At 47.6% G+C, this 15,998-nt stretch carries 16 protein-coding genes; 8 read left to right on the forward strand and 8 right to left on the reverse strand.

From position 1 onward, the window contains the following. Positions 1-687, reverse strand: a complete 687-nt coding sequence (locus ACRYI5_RS08005; RefSeq protein ID WP_448224916.1) for a YoaK family protein — start codon at positions 685-687, stop codon at positions 1-3. A gap of 321 nt (positions 688-1,008) precedes the next feature. Between ACRYI5_RS08005 and ACRYI5_RS08010 the strand changes: the two genes are divergently transcribed. Further along, positions 1,009-3,645: a cation-translocating P-type ATPase gene (locus ACRYI5_RS08010; protein ID WP_448224917.1), complete on the forward strand. Its 2,637-nt coding sequence runs from the start codon at positions 1,009-1,011 to the stop codon at positions 3,643-3,645. 64 nt (positions 3,646-3,709) lie between these two features. Here ACRYI5_RS08010 and ACRYI5_RS08015 read toward each other — a convergent pair whose 3' ends face one another. Both ACRYI5_RS08015 and ACRYI5_RS08020 read right to left on the reverse strand, forming a co-directional pair. Beyond that, a complete protein-coding gene (locus ACRYI5_RS08015; protein WP_407880741.1) occupies positions 3,710-4,324 on the reverse strand; it encodes a cation transporter in 615 nt (204 codons plus the stop codon). Then, positions 4,314-4,643, reverse strand: a complete 330-nt coding sequence (locus tag ACRYI5_RS08020) for an ArsR/SmtB family transcription factor (RefSeq protein ID WP_407880739.1) — start codon at positions 4,641-4,643, stop codon at positions 4,314-4,316. The genes ACRYI5_RS08015 and ACRYI5_RS08020 overlap by 11 nt, the downstream gene beginning before the upstream one ends. Positions 4,644-4,820: 177 nt before the next feature. On the opposite strand from ACRYI5_RS08020, the gene ACRYI5_RS08025 reads away from it, so the two are divergent. The 6 genes from ACRYI5_RS08025 to rihA all read left to right on the forward strand — a co-directional run bounded on the left by ACRYI5_RS08025 (position 4,821) and on the right by rihA (position 10,620). Then, positions 4,821-5,909, forward strand: coding sequence for a PfkB family carbohydrate kinase (locus ACRYI5_RS08025; protein ID WP_448224918.1), 1,089 nt, complete (start codon positions 4,821-4,823; stop codon positions 5,907-5,909). 259 nt (positions 5,910-6,168) lie between these two features. Then, the gene (locus tag ACRYI5_RS08030) at positions 6,169-7,125 is read left to right on the forward strand and encodes a PfkB family carbohydrate kinase (protein ID WP_407880736.1); all 957 of its coding nucleotides are present in this window, start codon (positions 6,169-6,171) and stop codon (positions 7,123-7,125) included. 12 nt (positions 7,126-7,137) lie between these two features. Then, positions 7,138-7,830, forward strand: coding sequence for a phosphoribosylanthranilate isomerase (locus ACRYI5_RS08035; RefSeq protein WP_448224919.1), 693 nt, complete (start codon positions 7,138-7,140; stop codon positions 7,828-7,830). Positions 7,831-7,839: 9 nt separating this feature from the next. Beyond that, positions 7,840-8,484, forward strand: coding sequence for a YczE/YyaS/YitT family protein (locus ACRYI5_RS08040; protein ID WP_448224920.1), 645 nt, complete (start codon positions 7,840-7,842; stop codon positions 8,482-8,484). Continuing rightward, positions 8,474-9,631, forward strand: a complete 1,158-nt coding sequence (locus ACRYI5_RS08045) for an iron-containing alcohol dehydrogenase (protein ID WP_448224921.1) — start codon at positions 8,474-8,476, stop codon at positions 9,629-9,631. The genes ACRYI5_RS08040 and ACRYI5_RS08045 overlap by 11 nt, the downstream gene beginning before the upstream one ends. Positions 9,632-9,687: 56 nt before the next feature. Then, positions 9,688-10,620, forward strand: a complete 933-nt coding sequence (gene rihA / locus ACRYI5_RS08050) for a pyrimidine-specific ribonucleoside hydrolase RihA (protein ID WP_448224922.1) — start codon at positions 9,688-9,690, stop codon at positions 10,618-10,620. A 278-nt stretch (positions 10,621-10,898) separates the two neighbouring features. On the opposite strand, the gene ACRYI5_RS08055 is transcribed toward rihA, so the two are convergent. The 4 genes from ACRYI5_RS08055 to ACRYI5_RS08070 all read right to left on the reverse strand — a co-directional run bounded on the left by ACRYI5_RS08055 (position 10,899) and on the right by ACRYI5_RS08070 (position 14,911). Then, positions 10,899-11,816 (reverse strand): magnesium transporter CorA family protein, encoded by a 918-nt coding sequence (locus ACRYI5_RS08055; protein ID WP_407881434.1) that lies wholly within the window; start codon positions 11,814-11,816, stop codon positions 10,899-10,901. A 26-nt stretch (positions 11,817-11,842) separates the two neighbouring features. After that, on the reverse strand, positions 11,843-12,889 hold the full coding sequence (locus ACRYI5_RS08060) for a YdcF family protein (protein ID WP_448224923.1): 1,047 nt from the start codon (positions 12,887-12,889) through the stop codon (positions 11,843-11,845). A 9-nt stretch (positions 12,890-12,898) separates the two neighbouring features. Continuing rightward, positions 12,899-14,053, reverse strand: a complete 1,155-nt coding sequence (locus tag ACRYI5_RS08065; protein ID WP_448224924.1) for a VanZ family protein — start codon at positions 14,051-14,053, stop codon at positions 12,899-12,901. A gap of 129 nt (positions 14,054-14,182) precedes the next feature. Then, complete coding sequence (locus ACRYI5_RS08070) at positions 14,183-14,911, reverse strand: SDR family oxidoreductase (protein ID WP_448224925.1); 729 nt, start codon at positions 14,909-14,911, stop codon at positions 14,183-14,185. A 149-nt stretch (positions 14,912-15,060) separates the two neighbouring features. Between ACRYI5_RS08070 and ACRYI5_RS08075 the strand changes: the two genes are divergently transcribed. Beyond that, positions 15,061-15,426, forward strand: coding sequence for a winged helix-turn-helix transcriptional regulator (locus ACRYI5_RS08075; protein WP_407881429.1), 366 nt, complete (start codon positions 15,061-15,063; stop codon positions 15,424-15,426). A gap of 92 nt (positions 15,427-15,518) precedes the next feature. Here the strand turns inward: ACRYI5_RS08075 and ACRYI5_RS08080 are convergent, their stop codons facing one another. After that, a complete protein-coding gene (locus ACRYI5_RS08080; RefSeq protein WP_448224926.1) occupies positions 15,519-15,995 on the reverse strand; it encodes a MarR family winged helix-turn-helix transcriptional regulator in 477 nt (158 codons plus the stop codon). Between the last annotated feature and the right edge of the window lie 3 nt (positions 15,996-15,998).

The following is a 15,998-nucleotide window of genomic DNA, read 5'->3' on the forward strand; positions in this document are numbered from 1 at the left end:
TCATGAACGAATCACCTTTCGGTGGACTGCATGGGCGTAATAACCGGCGATAACGATAAGTGCAACGCAAGCGCCCCAAATGGTGTGTGGGCCCCAGAAACGCTGTAAAAGGGCGGAAATAACGGCCCCACCGGCAAACCCGCCGACAAGTTCAAAGAAGATGAGCGCGGTTGTGAGTTGTTGCTGGTCATGGTGGTAATGATATTCACCAATGGCGATCATGGCCTTTTTTAGGTTTCCGGTTGAGAACACGTTGTTATACGCGCGGCCCTCAATCTTACTAAACGCAGTTGTTTGCATGGCCATGGCTAATGCTAACGGTGGAACGATGAAAAAATTAGCAACACTGGTTGGAAGAAAGCCAACGATGAGGCAGACCAGAAATTCAATGGCCAGACTGGGAATCCGCCAGTAGTGCGTTTTATGACGGTGTTTAAAAATGGTCACCGTGAGGACGCCGATCGAAAAGAAAATCACGGTAATAAACTTCGTGAAGACCCCCGGCAAGTTATGTTTCGCAACGTCCACGCTTAAGAAAATGAGGTTCCCGGTTTGACCTGCTGCAAGGGCGCCCCCACGTTGGACGAATGTGTACGCATCAATAAACCCGCCAATCATGGTGAGGGTAACGGCGATCAACCGCAGTTGGTGAATTTGTGGTCCGTCAGTGTTATCGTGATTTGGCATTCTTAACTCCTTTAGATAAAGCAATGTTTCCAGTGTAGCATAGTCTTGAACCAGGGCGACGCTGGGTCAATCATTAGTCGCACCGTGGAATATGGCTTAGGGCAAGGATTTCGGTATTTTGGATTATGGTAATAATTGGCGTATGCTTAATAGTGTTTAAGCGGAACCGAAACGACATTTGAAATGAATATAAGCATAAACTTTGCGCGATGATTAGTTTAACTGTTAAAATGGAGACTAACGAGTCGTACATCTGCGCAACTGAGCGTTGTTATGTCGCGATCGATTCCACCGAAGCCAGCTACAGAAAGGACTGAGGCGATGAACCAGATTGCACAGGAAAAAACAAACCACCACTTCATCCGTCAAGGATTAAGTGAGCAGGCCGTGAGCGAGCGGCAGGCAGCCTATGGAAAGAATGAATTGCAGGAACCCAAAGCGCCAAGTATTTGGAAGAAGATTGCCGAACAATTAACAGAAGTGACGGCGATTATCTTACTGATTGCGGTCGCGTTGTCGACGTACATGGCTATCGCCTTAAACGGTGGGTGGACGAAACCGATTGTGATTGGTGCAATCGTTGTTTTGAACGTCGCAATTGGGTTGTATCAAGAGCAGAGTGCGGAGCGTGCACTAGCAGCACTTAAAGAAATGAGTGTCCCAACGGCGCGTGTTCGGCGGAATGGAAAAGAATTAGAAGTTCCTGCCGCAGACATCGTGGTTGGTGACGTGGTGCTTTTAAGTGCAGGAGATCGCGTACCTGCGGATGGAATTTTAGAAACTGTAACCTCATTGGCAGTGGATGAAGCCATCTTAACGGGTGAAAGTGAAGCGGCCGAAAAATCACTGACTGGCAACGGTGACGATGTGACCTCCATTGGTGATCAGGTAAACCGGGTGTTTGCCGGAACTGCCGTAACCCGTGGGTCAGGAACAATGATTGTTTCTGCCATTGGGATGAAAACAGAGCTAGGTCAAATTGCGGACTTACTAAACGCCACAAAACCGAAAAAGACGTTGCTCCAGAAACGGTTGTCTCGACTCACGTTAACGTTGACGGGCGTGGCCGTGATCGGCGGAATCATCATCTTCTTGTTGAGCATGCTGCAATCATTAGGCAGCACTGCTGATAACTTGATGATGGGAATTTCCTTAGCGGTTGCCGCGGTGCCGGAAACATTACCGGTCATTGTGACGATTAGTTTAGCCGTTGGGGTTCAGAAGATGGCCAAGAAGAATGCAATCATTCGTCAAATTGGTGCCGTTGAAACCATTGGGAGTGTTGATGTCATTGCGTCTGATAAGACAGGAACGTTGACGCAAAACAAGATGACCATTACCCGGTTATGGGCGCCTGGCGAAGTGGTTACCACAGTTAGTCAGGAACAGCCGTTATCACCAGCGGCCGAAACGCTGATGCGCTACTTTGGCTTGGCGACAAACGCGACCATTGTTGAAACGCCAGATGGCGAACAAACGGCTGGTGACGCCACGGAGTTAGCCATCGTGCGGATGCTTCAACAGCATAATATGTCCCGGGAAATATTTGAACAATCAGCACCCCGAATTGCTGAACGACCATTTTCATCAGCCGTTAAAACCATGTCAACGTTGCATGAGCTTTCTGATGGACGGTTCATGCTGATCGTCAAAGGGGCTGTTGACCGGTTGCCGGTTACTTTAGGAGCCCCAGATGAACGTGAGCTAACACGGGTCCATGATGCGTTTGCGCATGACGCACTGCGGGTGCTTTCAGTAGGTTACCGGGTCTTTGATGAAGATCCAGGCCGCGACCTTGAGGCCCTTGAGCATGACCTGACGTTTGCCGGTATCATTGGGTTGATCGATCCGCCACGACTAGAAGCAGCGCCAGCCGTTGCAAAGGCACGTGCTGCGGGGATCAAGCCAGTCATGATTACCGGTGATCACAAGGAAACAGCGCGGGCCATTGCGGAAGCAATTGGGATCTATGAGCAGGGCGACCTGGCTGTGACTGGTGCCGAGTTAAACAAGTGGGATGATGAAACGTTGGCAAAGAACGTTGAGCATGTGAGCGTTTTTGCCCGGGTGTCGCCAGAAGATAAGATCCGGATCGTTAACGCATGGCAGAGTCATGGCAAGATCGTTGCCATGACGGGTGATGGAGTGAATGACGCACCAGCACTGAAGGCTGCTAACGTTGGGATCGCCATGGGAATTACCGGGACGGAGGTGGCAAAGGGTGCCGCTGACATGATCCTGACGGACGATAACTTTGCGACAATCATTGACGCGGTTTCAACTGGCCGGACGATTTACCAAAACATCTTAAAGGCCGTTGAGTTCCTGGTTGGGGTTAACTTTGCCCAGATCTTCCTAATGTTAGGGAGTGTTCTGATGGGGTGGGGTGCACCACTGATTGCGGAACAGCTGCTACTGATCAATGTGTTGGCGGATGGAATTCCAGGCTTTTACATTGCTCGGGAACCAGGTGAAGCAAACGTGATGAACCAACCACCTGTGCCAAATGATCGAAGTATCTTTGCTGATGGATTAGGTGTGCGGATGGCCTGGCGAGCTGGAATTTACACGGTGTTAACGCTCGGAATCTACGCACTGGGTCGGTTTGGCCTAACTGCAAATCAGGCGGTCGTCGGGTCCACGATGCTGTTCGTTGTCTTGGCCATTGGGTCAATGATTGACATCTACCCAATCAAACGGCGCGAACCGTTGACGTGGGCGTCAATTAAAGCGAATAAATCATTGAACTGGGCATTGGCCGGTGCGGGGCTTGCCGTTATCGCAATTGCCGCCATCCCTGTTTTACAAACGGCGCTTGGGTTAACCAGTTTAACGCCGGGGCAATGGTTGGTTAGTCTTATTGCGATGGTGCTTCCGACATTGATTTTGGAGGGGCTAAAACGTCGATCCTATTCACGTTGGCCATTGATGGCAACACGTGAACTGGACCGTGACTAACATTGCTGAATAAGAGAAAATTAAAAGGCACTCATGGATTTTTCCATGGGTGCCTTTTACGGCGTTAATCTTCGTCCTGAAAGGCTTCCAGTGCTTCACGGGCAATAAAGTACACCAGCACCAATGCAGCAACTGAGTCTGCCCACCACCATCCAAGAAAGGTGGTTGCTAGGGCACCGAGTAAGACCGTGCCGGCCATGTAAGCACAAGTGAAGTTGCACATGCCGTCTTCGATGAGGGCGGCTGAGTGAAGTGATTGGCCAAGGCGTCGTTTTGCGACCGCGAGAATTGGCATAAAGAGTACGGAAACCACGGCGACAATAATTCCTAATAAACTCGTATCGGCGCCCTGATGATTCACGAGGTTAACGATGGAAATGATTGTGACGTAAGCGGCCAGAAGAAAGAGAACGGCACCGACCAACTTGGTTGAGCGAGCTTCTGCCCGGGCGATGGTCGCTTCATCCGCCCCATGACGTTCTTTTTGAAGCCGCCAGATGAGCGCACCTCCGGCAATGATTTCTAAGAGACTATCCAAACCAAAAGCAATAAGCAAGACGGAATGGGCAGCGAGGCCAGCGTAAACGCCGAGTAAAAATTCTCCGGCCATCCAGGCTAGTGAAATGATCTCTGTGGTTAGTGCGAGTCGTAACGTTATTTGGGTGGTGTTATTCACCATGGTGGCGCCTCCTAATGACGTGATCTGCATGGGCAAGGGCTTCGTTTAAGACGTCCATGATGTGTGGATCATCGAGTTGATAAACGTTGGTTTTGCCAACGCGGGTTGCGGTAATGAGCTGGTGCTTTTTGAGTAAGGCGAGTTGGTGTGAAACTGCAGACTGTTCTAGGCCAAGAGCTTCGCTCAACTCAGAAACGTTGGCAGATTGTTGTTCCAAAATGTTCAATAATTGCATGCGTGTGGGGTTACTGAGGAGCATAAAGATGGTGTGCGTTTCGTTAATGAGCTTGGTTGGTAACGGGTTTTGATCAATCAACATAAATGACAATCCTTTCATATGACTAATACATCATATAACGATTTTATCAGATAAACAAGGATTCTTATTTAGGAACTCGCCATAGCGGTCGCGGCAATGCTAAGATGTTAGGGAGACAATCAATTTATGTAAGAATAAACGCTAAAGGAAGCAATCAACAAGAGGTGAAGAACAGTCATGACAGAACGAGAAGCACAGATTCTGGCATGGATTAAACAAAATCCAATGATCAGTCAAAATGAACTGGCCGAACTCGCCGGTATTACGCGTTCTGGTGTCGCCGCTCATATCTCTAATTTAATGAAAAAAGGGTATCTGCGGGGGAAAGGCTACATTGTCACACCGCCAAGTTACGTGACCGTGATCGGTGGTGTCAACATGGATATCTTTGGCGTTGCGGATGCTAATATCGTGGATAAAAGCTCAACGGCTGGGCGTGTTTATTATGCAGTTGGTGGGTTGGGCCGGAACATGGCACTCAATCTACGCAAACTAGGACTTCCAAACTACTTTATTTCAGTTTACGGAGACGATAATAACGGTGAACAATTTAAGGCTGATGCGCTTGCAAATGACATCGATATTACGTATTCAAAGCAATTGGCAAATACCAATTCATCGACGTACCTGTTTGTTAATCAACCCAGTGGTGACCGGGTGGTTGGATTAGATGATATGACAATTAATGACCGGTTGACGCCTGACTTTTTGGCAGAACGATTAGATGTGATCAATAACTCAACGGTGGTGATCATTGACTCAAATCTCCCACAAGAAACCGTTGCTTGGTTATATGAGCATTGTACCCGACCGCTTTTTGCGAAGGCAGTGTCGGCCACAAAGGCGCCCCGGTTACGGCCACAGTTAGGCGCGTTAGATACACTTGTTTTAAACGCCCTTGAGGCGCCGGTCTTAGCGGATATAAGTGTCACGGATGAAACTTCTGCTCGGCGTTGTGGTGAGATTTTGCATCAACAAGGTGTTGAGAACATTTTTATCTATATTGATGCTCTTGGCATGTTGTATCAAAGCGGTGATCAGCAACGCTTTTACCCTGAGCAGGCCATTCATCAAATGAATACTAATGGTGCAGGCGCTGCGGCAATGGCAGCACTGGTGTGGGCGCGCCAGAATGAGCTCTCATTTGAAGAGACGGCACAAGTTGCGAATGCGGCAGCATATCTGAGCATGGAGAGCATTGACGCGGTTAATGCAGACTTGAATGTTGATCGATTAAGAGACAAACAACACCGACTCTTTGATTAGGTAACACTAAACGAGACCACTTTCTTAAAACGAAAGTGGTCTTTTTGTCGTGCAGTATTAAAGGCAACGCTTGTGAAATAATCGTTTAGGCTCAATGGGTTAAGCATTAGCGCGTAAGACAACATCAATTAAAAAATGATAACGCTAACATTCACTGTTGACAGGCGCTTTGATTAGATGTTACTTTAAACGTGTCAAATGTTTATACGAATAAACAAGTGTCAGTAAAGGCGATTTTAAGTGATGGAGGATAATTCTGATGAATCATTCACAAAGTGAGCCAACTGAAGGCTATGTTGTCGTTATTGGTGGCATGAATATGGATATTTTTGGAATGCCGCGTGAAAAGGTGGTTGAGCGAGATTCCAATCCAGGGGTTGTTGGAATGTCGGTCGGGGGTGTCGGGCAAAATATCGCTCAGAATTTGGCCCACCTAGATGTCCCCACGTATTTAATCACGGTCTACGGCGATGATTACAATGGGCAGTTGTTGGCAGCGTCCTGCGAAAAGCAACAAATTCATTTAGACTACGCGGAACAGGAAAAGGACCGCCATTCATCGACGTATATGTACATTACGGATGAAACGGGTGACATGTTGGTAGGCGTCAATGACATGGATATTTGTCAGCAGATCACACCAGCATTCTTGGAAAAGCGTCTATCATTTATCAACCAAGCAAGCATTTGTTTATTGGACGCAAATTTAAATCCTGAGACGTTGAATTGGATTGGAAACAATGTGACAGCACCGTTATTTGGTGACACGGTCTCAACGATTAAAGCGCACCATTTTGATGGGATTTTGGATAAGCTAATGGTTTTGAAGCCCAATGCACTTGAGGCATCGCTTCTGACAGGGATTGAGATCCATGACACTGCTTCAGCTCATGAAGCAGGACAAGCGCTCTTAGATCGTGGTGTCCAAAACGTCTTTATTTCACTGGGGGCCGCCGGAATTTTATGTGCAAATCATGACGAAACAACGCTTATTCGACCGTTTAATACAACGATTGTTAACGCGAATGGGGCTGGTGATTGTGGAATGGCCGCCATTACATGGAGTTACTTCACCGATCCACAACGGAAGCTTAATGAGGTGGGGCGGATTGCCCAGGCAGCTTCAAGTATCGCCTTAGAAAGTACGAAATCAGTTCCTGACATTACAACAACACAGTTGCAACACAAATTAACCAGCGATGTAGTCGCTAACTAAGGAGAAATAATAATGATCAAACAAATTTACTCACTAATTCAGTACGATGAGAGTGTTGCCACGATGGAAGCCGGCGCAGATAACATTGGGTTAGTCCCCATGCAACATGGTGGTGTGCCCGCACATCGCGTGCCAATTGACCGGGTTCATAAAATTTTTGACGAAGCAAAACGTCGTGGCGTGACGTCGGTTGCCATTATGCTGACAAACGATCCAGAAGAAATGCTGGACTTAGCGAAAGAAATTCAACCAGACATTCTCCACATTGCCGGCGATGGTTATGCAGCAGATGAAACGTTTGCCAAACGGCTTAAGGAAGTGGCACCGAACACCGAACTGATGCAAGCGGTATTAGTCGATAATGAATCCGCAATTGATCGTGCCAAACACTTTGCACCGTTCGTTGACTACATTTTATTAGACTCAGGTCTCGCTCATGATACGGGAATTGGCGCTAGTGGTGAAACACATAATTGGGACATTGATGCACGAATCGTTCAAGAAGTGGATGTGCCAGTCATTGAAGCTGGAGGAATGGGCCCTGAAAATGTGGGCGATGCCATTCGGAAAATCAAGCCGTATGGTGTGGATTCATTGACCCGGACCAGCATCAAATACGAAGGTGGAAACATGGAAAAGGACATTGATAAAGTTCGGGAGTTTTGCCAAAATGCGGACGCTGCTGCTCGTGAACTTGGTCTGTAGGCGATCGTTGTGAGTAAGCAACAGTTGACGCCAAAACGGATCCTCGTCGCACTAACGGGGATCTTCTTAGTTTGTATTGGCGTGGCATTTAACAACAATACACGCCTGGGTAACGTTCCGGTTGGAATCATCTACGATGGATTACGCGCAGCATTTCATATTCCGCGAGTTCAGCTGGGGATGGTCTCCAATGTATTTAACGTGGTGTTAATCGTGCTCTTGTTTTTGATTGGTCGGCGCTACGTTAACATCGGAACGGTAATGTACCTTGTCCCGTATGGACTTTTTATCAGTATTGGGTCGCATTTGTATCCATATTTGTTCACGAACACCGCGCTGTTGACCAGGCTTGGTGCTGGTGTCGTGGGGATTAGTTTGTACTATCTAGGCATTAGTCTCTTCGTGGCTGCTGATATTGGTGTTGACCCGTTTAACGGGTTCATGCTAACCATTCGTGATAAAACGGGGTGGAGTTTGCGACGAAGTAAGATGACGTTTGATGGCTGCTTAATGGTGGTCGGCGTCCTGCTTGGTGGTCAATTTGGGGTGATTACAATCGTCGCTGCATTAACGACTGGACCAGCAATTCAAGCTTTGAGTGGGTTGTTTCAACGACAATTATTTATCGAAGGGGCACAAAAAGATGGAATTTAAATTATTGCAGCAGGTTAAAGTTGTCACGACAGATCATTTGGATCAGACATTGTGTGAAATCATGGCGGCAACGGGCTATCAACGGCCGTTGTTTGTTATGGACCATTTTTTAACCCAGGTCGCTCTCGTTAAAGAAGCGGAGGCTGCACTAACAGCGGCTGGCATCGAAATCGCCATCTTTGACCAAGTGGTTTCAGATCCGTCAACGGCGGTGGTTGACGCGGGGGTCGAGGCGTTTGAAGCACACCATGCGGATGCGATTATTGCGATTGGCGGCGGGAGTTCAATCGACGTTGCTCGGGGAATTAATATCGTTCGAACAAATGGTGGTCGGATCAAGGATTATTTGGAACCATCGGCGGTTATAAAACCATGTCACGGCTTGATTGCTGTGCCAACAACTTCTGGAACAGGTAGTGAAATGTCGAACGCCTTGGTTGTGACGGATGAAGAAACACAACAAAAAACGGCAATTCTGGCTGATGGTGCGGTTAGTGAATATGCGGTATTGAATCCAGATCTGCTACTATCATTGCCCAAGAGTATGACAATTGCGACAGGGTTGGACGCCTTTTCTCACGCAGCGGAAGGCTATTTATCAAACTTGGCGTCACCAGTAACGGATGCAATCTGTGAGAAAGTGATGTTTCTTCTGTACAACTACTTGCCACGAGCCGTTAATAACGGACAGGATCGTGAAGCGCGTGAACGTGTGATGGTGGCCGCTACACTGGCAGGGTGGATGTTGAACAACGCAGGGACGAATGTTGGCCATTCAATTGCCCATGTTTTGGGATCAAAGTACCATATTGTCCACGGTGAGGCTGTAGCCTACGCGTTGCCAGGGGTGATGGCTTATGTCGGCCCAGTAATGCCACACAAAGTTCGTGAAATTGGTCAAATCTTGGGAGCTGTTTATCCTGAAAACGCACCAGAAGCGCAAACGACGCTTATTGCCGTTCGAGCGTACAAAGCGTTTCGTGACCAAATTTTGGGTCTTCATCCGTTTAGTGATTACAAGTTATCGTCTGCTGAGCTTTCCAGTAATGCGGAAGCTGTGGCTCATGAACGGTTTGCGGGGAACACGCCGCGTGAGGTAACGGTGGCAGGTGCGCAGAGTCTTTTAGCCACATTTGGTGAGCAGTGAGCGCAAAAATGGTTTAATAAAGATAACGTTGGGGACACTGAAGGGAGTCAGTTTTAATGACAAAAATTATTTTGGATTGTGATCCGGGGCATGATGACGCACTGGCCATGATGATGGCAATTGCTTCACCTAAAATTGAATTAGCGGCCGTCACTACATCGGCTGGGAATCAAACACCTGCTAAAACGTTGAACAATGCGTTGCGGCTATTGACGCTGATGAAGCGGCAGGACATTCCGGTGGCTGCGGGAAACCAGACCCCGCTGGTTCAACCATTGGCAACAGCGGGTAACGTTCATGGGGAAAGTGGGCTGGATGGGGCAGAACTGCCAGATCCGACGTTTGAACCCCAATCACGCCCAGCCATTGAATTAATGGCTGAAACGGTCCGAAATAGTCAGGAGCCGGTGACACTAGTGGTGACCGGGCCGATGACGAATGTGGCCCTGTTCCTACGGGTTTATCCGGAGCTTGCAAAGCAGTTAAAACAAATCGTTTATATGGGCGGGGCCATGGGGTTAGGTAACTGGACCCCATCCGTTGAGTTCAATATTTACGTGGACCCTGAAGCGGCCAAGATTGTCATGAATTCTGGGATTCCAATGGTGATGGCGCCGTTGAACGTCACACACCAGGCCCAAATTATGAAAGATGAAATTACAGCCATTGGTAAGATCAATAATCCGGTGGCCCATGCCTTTGAAGGACTGTTAAACTTCTTTGAACGCTACCATGAAGCGCCAAAATGGGGCTTCACGGGGGCGCAGTTGCATGATCCTTGTACGATTGCATGGTTGATTGACCCAACCATGTTTGAGGGGGAGCAACTCAACGTGGATGTTGAAACAAAGGGCGAACTGACGAAGGGTGAAACAGTGTGTGATTATTATGATCTGACGGATAAGCCGAAGAACACATTGGTCTTGTTAAAGATCGAGCGACAACGGTTTATTGATTTGATCATGGAATCGTTGAGGACGTTTAATTAAAAGAGAGCGCGCCGGCACACGAGTAGGATCACTCAGGTAACGTAAAAGGACGCTTATGGACGGGTTTTAGTCCATGAGTGTCCTTTTACGTTACTTGAGAAAGGGCCTGTGTGCCGGCGCGCGTTTGTGGCAGTTAGAACCAATAGTTCAGGATGGACGGTTTTGGTCCATGAATGCCACATTGTCGTTACCTGAGTCTTTCCGCGTTAGTAATTAAAAATCGCCTCACAGAGCTCTGTATAAGCTCCGTGAGGCGATTTTATGTAATTGCTTACCATTTACCGATCAAACAGCTTGTAGTGCTTCAGGATAAGGTAAACGACGTAGCCCAGCAGGGCAGTGATGGCGACGGTGATTTGCCATCCGAACTTGAGGTGCTCAAACGGTAAGGGGACGTTTTGCCCGAAGAAACCGGAAACAATCGTGGGCACCGTCATGATGACAGAATAGGCCGTTAAGAACTTCATCGTGTTATTCAAGTTGTTGTCAATCAGGTTAGAATAGGCGTTTGAGACACGTTCCACAACGTCAGAGGTCATCTGAGCCATTTCTAAACCTTGTTGAGATTCAACCACAATATCCATCAGGTGTTCTTCCTGGTCCGTACTAATCGGCACCACCGGAATCCGCTTGAAGTCTTGAAGCATGTCCGTGTTTGTTTTAAGCGAAGTCAGGTAGTAAACCAGACGGGTCTCAATGTCCATGAGTTCATTAATGGCGCTGTGCTCAGGGTTGGTTTTCAAACTGTGCTGAATTTTAGCCCGCTGGCGGTCTAACCCGTTGATTTGATTGAGATAGTTTGTGGTGAGTTTGTATAGAAGACCTAAAATGGCGTCAATTGGCTGCTGTTGTTCAAGTGGCGGTAATTTAAGGGCTGAGTTAGAGCTGATGACCAAATCTTGAACGTAATTTGTGGCGCCACTCGTAAACGTAAAAACACGTTTACCTTTAAACAAAAAGCCGATTGGGGCGGTGGCATTTTCCACGTCTTCATCTGTTAAGACGTTAAAAATGATGAGCGAAATGCCGGTTTCTTTATCGATTTCAACCCGGGCACGTTCATTGGGATCGGTTGCATAACCATACATTTCTTCTGTTAGCTTGTAACTTTGAATTAAACGCCGGTGTTCCGCGGCCGTTTCGTCCTGAACGTTGACCCATTCGAAGTTATTGTTGATTTCAATTGGTGTTAGCATAACGAGGCTCTTTTCTTGTCTTCCGGTTACCGGAAAAATAGTGGGATGGTAATGGTCAAAATAATGATAATGGCGAGGCTGACCAGGTGGCGTGTGCGACGGAGCCACGTCATGGCAGCGTATTCGCGCATCAAACCACGCCAGTAGTAATTTGACCGCGTGGGAGCAGCAATGCCGCGGCTCGTTAATTTCAGGCTAGCAGCAAAGACCGCGGCCCGAAAAATATGAAAGTTACTCGTTACAAATTCAATCGTTGGGTGCTGTTCGTGAATTTCATCAATGGCGTACTGAAAGTTTTCAAACGTACTGGTCGACTTTTGTTCCAACCGAATGGCGTCAGCAGGGTAACCACTTTTTTTGGCGTAGTCAGCCATTGCACTGGCTTCACTAACCGTTTCGTCAGCGCCCTGACCACCAGACATGATGAGAACCGGCCACGTGGACGTTTTATCGTGGGCTTCGCTAGCAACCGCAACGGCAGTATCGACACGCGCCTGAAGTAGTTTAGTCAACTCGTTTCCATGGTGCAAACCGCTACCAAGCACGATGACATAATGTTCGTCGTGCAGTGTCGTTTGCCGTGGATAGATCCAGACGGAGAGAAGGAAATCAGCAAGTGTGATGACCATGTATCCGCCAAGCAGAATCAGGGCCGTGTTGACAAAACGTAATGGTGTTAGCAAATGTGTCGGCCATGCGAGCATTGGAATAAAGGGCACTACGGCAAGCACCAGGGCAACAATTAGAGCGATAATCCCCAGTGTTTTGAGGTGCCGACGCCAAGCAGAAACGTGCCAGTTGAGAAGCATTAACCAATCAAAGAGGCCAAGCGCTAAAGCCAGGTAACCTAGTCCCATGAGGAGGCGCCAGCCGATGGTGTGCGTGTCTGACAACTGACTTAATAAAACGATCGGCATACCAAGCAGGATGACGGCCCCTAAGACCAAAAACCAGGCATTTAGTAACCGCCGGGGTTCGCGATGGAAGCCCACAAGGGTGAGAACAATGGCGAGCAAGAAGACAGCACCGGGAAAATAAATGAGAAACGTGGTTGCTTGAGAGAGTGTTAGCATAAAAGCTCCTTAGTGAGAACGATGAGTTGAACCATGCGGCGCGGTGGCGGCTGGGTCAAAGAGTGAGATGAGACGTGTTTGACTGAAACGTTCAAAGAACGGCGGGTAGCCGGTGATGATTTCAGCAAGAAGTAGGTCGATGATTAAACAACCTGCTAAGAGGATCGTGAATAATAATTGGGATGACTGAGCAACGTAACGCCCTGTTTGATCAAAGGAATGGCTAAGAAGCCAGCCAAGAAGAATGATGCTCCCGGTCCCTAAAAATTGGCGTAACGCAAGCTGAATCCAGGAAGGTTTGCGCCAGTTATTGCTACGAACTTGTAATTGAACGGCACGAAGCCCAAAGGTATAGCCGTTAAAGCGCCATTCAGGGAGGTAAAGAACCAGGCCAGCAATAATGATGACTAGAAGCAGTAATGACGGGTGATGACCGGTTCCACTGATGATGATTGCGCCAATGACGGTAAACGTACCGATAATGAGCCAATCAACGACCCCGGCAGTGAATCGACGAAGCCAGCCGACCGTTTTGGCCCGGTTGACGTTGGCCGAATTGATGGCCTCACGGGTGGGCAGTAGCCACGTCAATAGCGGGGCAAAGAGCCATCCCAGCAAGCCCCCAGAGGTATTTAAAATGAGATCGTCAACGTCGAATAGCCGGTATGGCCGAACGTAAAGTCCGTACAAACCGCTTAGCTGTGTGAGTTCGAAAAAGAGGCTGAGTAAAAACGAACACAGGATGGTGGTTAATAAATTACGTTTGTAATAGTAGTGAAGGTAAAATCCAAACGGAACGGTTAGCATGACGTTGAAAAAGGGCTGTTGAAAGCCGGCGGTATGTAACGTCGGGATCCACGTGGCGGGATTATGGAGCGAAAATCCCGTTGCCCGTAACGACTGCACCACAAGTAGGGGGTGCAGGTTATATTTAGGTGTTGTTAATAGCGCCACACTGGCACGCGATGGCAGAGGCAAGATAATGAGAAAGTAAGCACACAGTAGATAGAAGAAAAAACTGTAGCTAACGGCGATCTGCCAGCGTGAAATCGCGCCATCCCGATGGTAATGATAAATGAACAATGGAAGCGATAACCCCAGCGCAAGAAGTGGAAACACCACGATTGCGACATGAATGGGTTCTAAATATTGATGCCACATCATAAGGCCCCCAAACGAACAATAATTATGTGGTTCATTGTACCACGTGTGTTAATTAAAAGGACTGATTCCCTAAATGAGGAAATCAGTCCTTTTAATTAACAAATGATTTTTCTAATGGTCGTAAACGACTTAAGCGTCTTGCCGTGTTGCCGCGATGTCAACTTCACGAATGTTAACTTCTTGTGGCATGTCATACATGAACTTAACGGTTTCAGCAACATGCTTTGGATCAAGTGTCAGTCCGCCCATGGTTTCTTTCCATGCTTGGTAATCTGACAGTGCAGAGTCACTAGTGACGTGAGTTAATAATTCAGTTTCAGCGGCACCAGGGGCAACCATCATGACCCGCACGTTCTTTGCGGCGTTTTCTTCACGAATGGTTTCTGATAAACCGTGGACACCAAACTTAGAAGCAACGTACGCAGCGTGGTTCACGAACGTCTTCTTACCGGCGAGGGAAGACATGTTTAAAATGGTTCCGTGTTCACGTTCGCGCATATCGTTCAAGACGATTTGCGTCCCGTTTAGAACACCCATAACGTTGGTGTCCAGCATTGTTTGCCATTCCTTAGGGTCTTGGACCTGAACGTTCCCTAAGAGCATTAAACCGGCATTGTTGACCAATAAGTCGGTCTTACCGTACTTAGCTTCGGCCTTACGGATAGCAGCTTCAAACTGAGCGTAGTCAGTAACGTCAACGGTATCAACCATCGCGTTATCAAAGTCCTTTGCTAGCGCGGTTAATTTATCGATCCGACGACCAAGTAAGAGCATTGGAAAGCCATCGGCGTTGAATTGTTTAGCGATTTCGGCACCAAAGCCAGAACTGGCGCCTGTAATAACAACAAGTGGTTTCATTATTAAGTTCCTCCAAAATTTGGTTTGATAGATGATGTTTTAATCGGTCTCTTTTGACGATTATCAGTATAATGGCATACAATATCAAAGAAAAGTACGCACCTTAAGGTAACCACGGGCGGTTAAACTCGTTTTGAAAGGAAGACCTCATGCAAGCACGACCAACAGCGACGCAACCACAGTACCTCAATGAATTTGATGCCACGATGCAGATGATTCAGGGAAAGTGGAAAATCATGATTATGTACCATTTAGCTGAAGAGACCCACCGTCGCTTTGCGGACTTGCAACACCACATTGGGCAGGTCTCGCACAAAACGTTGACCAATCAGCTACGAGAATTAGAGGACGACGGGCTAATCAGTCGCCACGATTTTCAAACGGCCCAACCCCACGTTGAGTATGAACTGACAACAAAGGGCCAGTCTTTAATTCCGGTCCTGGATGCCATTTGCGATTGGGGCAACACGCACATTAGTGAGACGTTGATGGAACGGTCGTTGTGTGACGAATAAAATTGACCTAGAGGCACTAGTAATCAACTACCGAGACTAATGCGAAAGGGACGCTGTAATTAACTGAAATTACAGTGTCCCTTTTTGATGAATTAAAGTGGTTGACCAGAATGAATGGCTTCATTGATGAGAGTCAAAAATTTCATAAGTAATTTACGGTCGCCCTTACTGAACTGATCAGCGATGGTGTGGTACGTTGCCTTAGCACTGGCATCAACCATTTGGTATTCTTCAGCCAGTAATTGGCCAGCCTCCGTCAGTGTGAGGGTGGTGATTCGATGGTCCGCTTCATTTTGATGGCGGTTAACCAAATCCATAGATGTCAGTTTGTGGAGGGCTTTTGTAATGGCTGGCTTTGAAATTGCAAACCACGTTGCCAATAAACTGTTGGTAACCGGAACGTCGCTTGTCGCAAGGCGCTGTAAAATTTGGAGTTGGGTGAGGCTAAGCTGATAGGCGCTGATATGGGCTGCTGCCTTAGTCTGTTGCAATGTATTATCATTGGTTCGAACATTGATTAATGTTTGTCGTAACGTTTGTGCGACATCATCCGGCGTCACTTTTGCCATGTG

Source organism: Furfurilactobacillus sp. WILCCON 0119, from assembly GCF_053471565.1.

Coding starts and splice junctions, on each gene's coding strand:
- ACRYI5_RS08025 (WP_448224918.1), top strand. CDS start 4,821: ATGACAGAACGAGAAGCACAGATTCTGGCATGGATTAAACAAAATCCA.
- ACRYI5_RS08075 (WP_407881429.1), top strand. CDS start 15,061: ATGCAAGCACGACCAACAGCGACGCAACCACAGTACCTCAATGAATTT.
- ACRYI5_RS08080 (WP_448224926.1), bottom strand. CDS start 15,995: ATGGCAAAAGTGACGCCGGATGATGTCGCACAAACGTTACGACAAACA.
- ACRYI5_RS08035 (WP_448224919.1), top strand. CDS start 7,138: ATGATCAAACAAATTTACTCACTAATTCAGTACGATGAGAGTGTTGCC.
- ACRYI5_RS08030 (WP_407880736.1), top strand. CDS start 6,169: ATGAATCATTCACAAAGTGAGCCAACTGAAGGCTATGTTGTCGTTATT.
- ACRYI5_RS08045 (WP_448224921.1), top strand. CDS start 8,474: ATGGAATTTAAATTATTGCAGCAGGTTAAAGTTGTCACGACAGATCAT.
- rihA (WP_448224922.1), top strand. CDS start 9,688: ATGACAAAAATTATTTTGGATTGTGATCCGGGGCATGATGACGCACTG.
- ACRYI5_RS08010 (WP_448224917.1), top strand. CDS start 1,009: ATGAACCAGATTGCACAGGAAAAAACAAACCACCACTTCATCCGTCAA.
- ACRYI5_RS08005 (WP_448224916.1), bottom strand. CDS start 687: ATGCCAAATCACGATAACACTGACGGACCACAAATTCACCAACTGCGG.
- ACRYI5_RS08055 (WP_407881434.1), bottom strand. CDS start 11,816: ATGCTAACACCAATTGAAATCAACAATAACTTCGAATGGGTCAACGTT.
- ACRYI5_RS08060 (WP_448224923.1), bottom strand. CDS start 12,889: ATGCTAACACTCTCTCAAGCAACCACGTTTCTCATTTATTTTCCCGGT.
- ACRYI5_RS08020 (WP_407880739.1), bottom strand. CDS start 4,643: ATGTTGATTGATCAAAACCCGTTACCAACCAAGCTCATTAACGAAACG.
- ACRYI5_RS08070 (WP_448224925.1), bottom strand. CDS start 14,911: ATGAAACCACTTGTTGTTATTACAGGCGCCAGTTCTGGCTTTGGTGCC.
- ACRYI5_RS08015 (WP_407880741.1), bottom strand. CDS start 4,324: ATGGTGAATAACACCACCCAAATAACGTTACGACTCGCACTAACCACA.
- ACRYI5_RS08065 (WP_448224924.1), bottom strand. CDS start 14,053: ATGATGTGGCATCAATATTTAGAACCCATTCATGTCGCAATCGTGGTG.